The organism is Massilia sp. CT11-108 (genome assembly GCF_047302915.1).
In the GTDB taxonomy this organism is placed as follows: Bacteria; Pseudomonadota; Gammaproteobacteria; order Burkholderiales; family Burkholderiaceae_D; genus Telluria; species Telluria orientalis.
This window is the reverse complement of the sequence record NZ_JBKYMO010000804.1, coordinates 1-1746: the sequence shown is the minus strand read 5'-3', so window position 1 is coordinate 1746 and position 1746 is coordinate 1. Positions and strand designations below refer to the sequence as shown.

The following is a 1746-nucleotide window of genomic DNA, read 5'->3' as shown; positions in this document are numbered from 1 at the left end:
CATATCGGCGCGGGCCGGCAGTGCCTGGCGCCGCAGCCAGTCGCGGAACGCGTCGGGCGCCAGCGCCACCACGTGCAGCGCCATGTTCGCGTGCTGGGCGCCGCAGAATTCCGCGCACTGGCCGCGGTAGACGCCGGGCCGGTCGGCACGCAACGTGAGGCCGGTGACGCGGCCGGGGATCATGTCGCGCTTGCCGGACAACGACGGCACCCACAGGCTGTGGATCACGTCGGCCGCGTTCAGGCCCACGTACACGGCCTGCCCGACGGGGATGTGGATCTCGTTGGCGGTGACGATCTCGCGTCCGCCGGCCGGATCGCGGTAGCGCACTTCCCACCACCACATGTGCGCCGTGACGGAGATCGACAGCGCGGCCCGCGAGCTTTGCGGAACCAGTTGCGCGCTGCGCCAGGTGCTCCACGCGAGCAGCGCCGACAGCACGAGCACGGGAAACGCGACGCCCGCCCCCGCGATCCACAGGCCGGGCCGCAGCGGCCGCGTGTTGTCGCGCAGGCTGAGCGCCATCAGCGCCATCACGGCGACGAAGATGACGGTCGCGGCCCCGAACAGGACCCACGCGAACTGGCTGATGACCGCGGCATCCGCGCCGGCCGGGTGCAGGACGGATTGCAGCGTCCCATTCATCGCAGGGTGTACAGGTATGCCGCCAAGTGGCGCGCCTCCTGCTCGGTGAGCCCCACGTTCGGCATCGTCGTGCCGGGCTTGAGGGCGGGCGGATCGAGCAGCCAGGCCACGAGGCGCGGCGGCACGTTGGGGATGCCGCCGGCGATGTAGCTGAGGCGCCCGAATTTTTCCAGGTCCGGTCCGGCCTCGCCGCCCGCGCCCGGGACGTCGGGAATCTTGTGGCACGCGCCGCACTGGTATTGCGTGATCAGCTGCTTGCCGATCTTCGCGTCGCCGCCGATGTACGGCTTGCGGAAGTCGTCATCGCCACAGCCGGACAGCAGCCCTACGCACGTCAATACGAGCGCGGCACAAGCGATGGAAGAGCGTGACAGGGAGGTTGGCACGGTTGAATCCACGACGTTGAGTTGGCTTTTATAATACCGGAGACGATGCATTTTTTTTAACACGATTCGTTTGGGACACTCGCATGCCCGCCACGCGCGCCCGCCTGATCATGATGACCATCATCGCTACCCTGCTGGGATCGGGGATGGCCGCCGCGCTCGCGGGCTTCGTCGTGCTGCGCGCCGGCTGGTACGACATCGGCGCCACCACGCAGCACTTCCCGTTCGTCTACAGCACGCTCGAACAAGCCATGCATTACTCGGTGCGGCGCCATGCGAAGAGCGTGGCCGAACCCGCGCTGGGCAACCACGAGCAGGTGCTGCGCGGCGCGGCCGTCTACCGCGACAACTGTGCCCAGTGCCACGGCGGTCCCGGCACGGCACCCGGCAAGCATGGCCTGAGCATGCAGCCCGTGCCCGGTCCGCTGGTGGACGCCACGCGCCACTGGAAGCCGCGCGAGCTGTACTGGATCACGCGGCACGGCATCAAGATGAGCGGCATGCCGGGCTGGGAATACCATCTGAGCGAGGACGAGCTGTGGTCCACGGTGGCGTTCATCATGCAGCTGCCCACGCAGAGCGCGGACGATTACCGGGCAATGACGGCGGAGGCGAAGAAATGAACCGGCTCGCGCTCGTCCTTGTCCTCGTACTCGCGGCGCTCCTGCAAGCCGGCTGCGGCGACGCGAACCGCGCCCCCGCCGGCCTGCAGGGC

At 68.7% G+C, this 1746-nt stretch carries 3 protein-coding genes; 1 reads left to right on the top strand and 2 read right to left on the bottom strand.

What is annotated here, in order from left to right; all coding sequences use genetic code 11:
• Together ACEN88_RS30890 and ACEN88_RS30885 are read right to left on the bottom strand one after the other, a co-directional pair.
• A partial coding sequence (locus ACEN88_RS30890; RefSeq protein WP_413345875.1) for a cytochrome c oxidase subunit II occupies positions 1-645 on the bottom strand: 645 nt, incomplete at its 3' end.
• On the bottom strand, positions 642-1031 hold the full coding sequence (locus ACEN88_RS30885) for a c-type cytochrome (RefSeq protein WP_413345874.1): 390 nt from the start codon (positions 1029-1031) through the stop codon (positions 642-644). The genes ACEN88_RS30885 and ACEN88_RS30890, both read right to left, overlap by 4 nt.
• An 83-nt stretch (positions 1032-1114) precedes the next feature.
• Between ACEN88_RS30885 and ACEN88_RS30880 the strand changes: the two genes are divergently transcribed.
• Positions 1115-1654, top strand: coding sequence for a c-type cytochrome (locus tag ACEN88_RS30880; protein WP_413345872.1), 540 nt, complete (start codon positions 1115-1117; stop codon positions 1652-1654).
• Positions 1655-1746 lie beyond the last annotated feature (92 nt).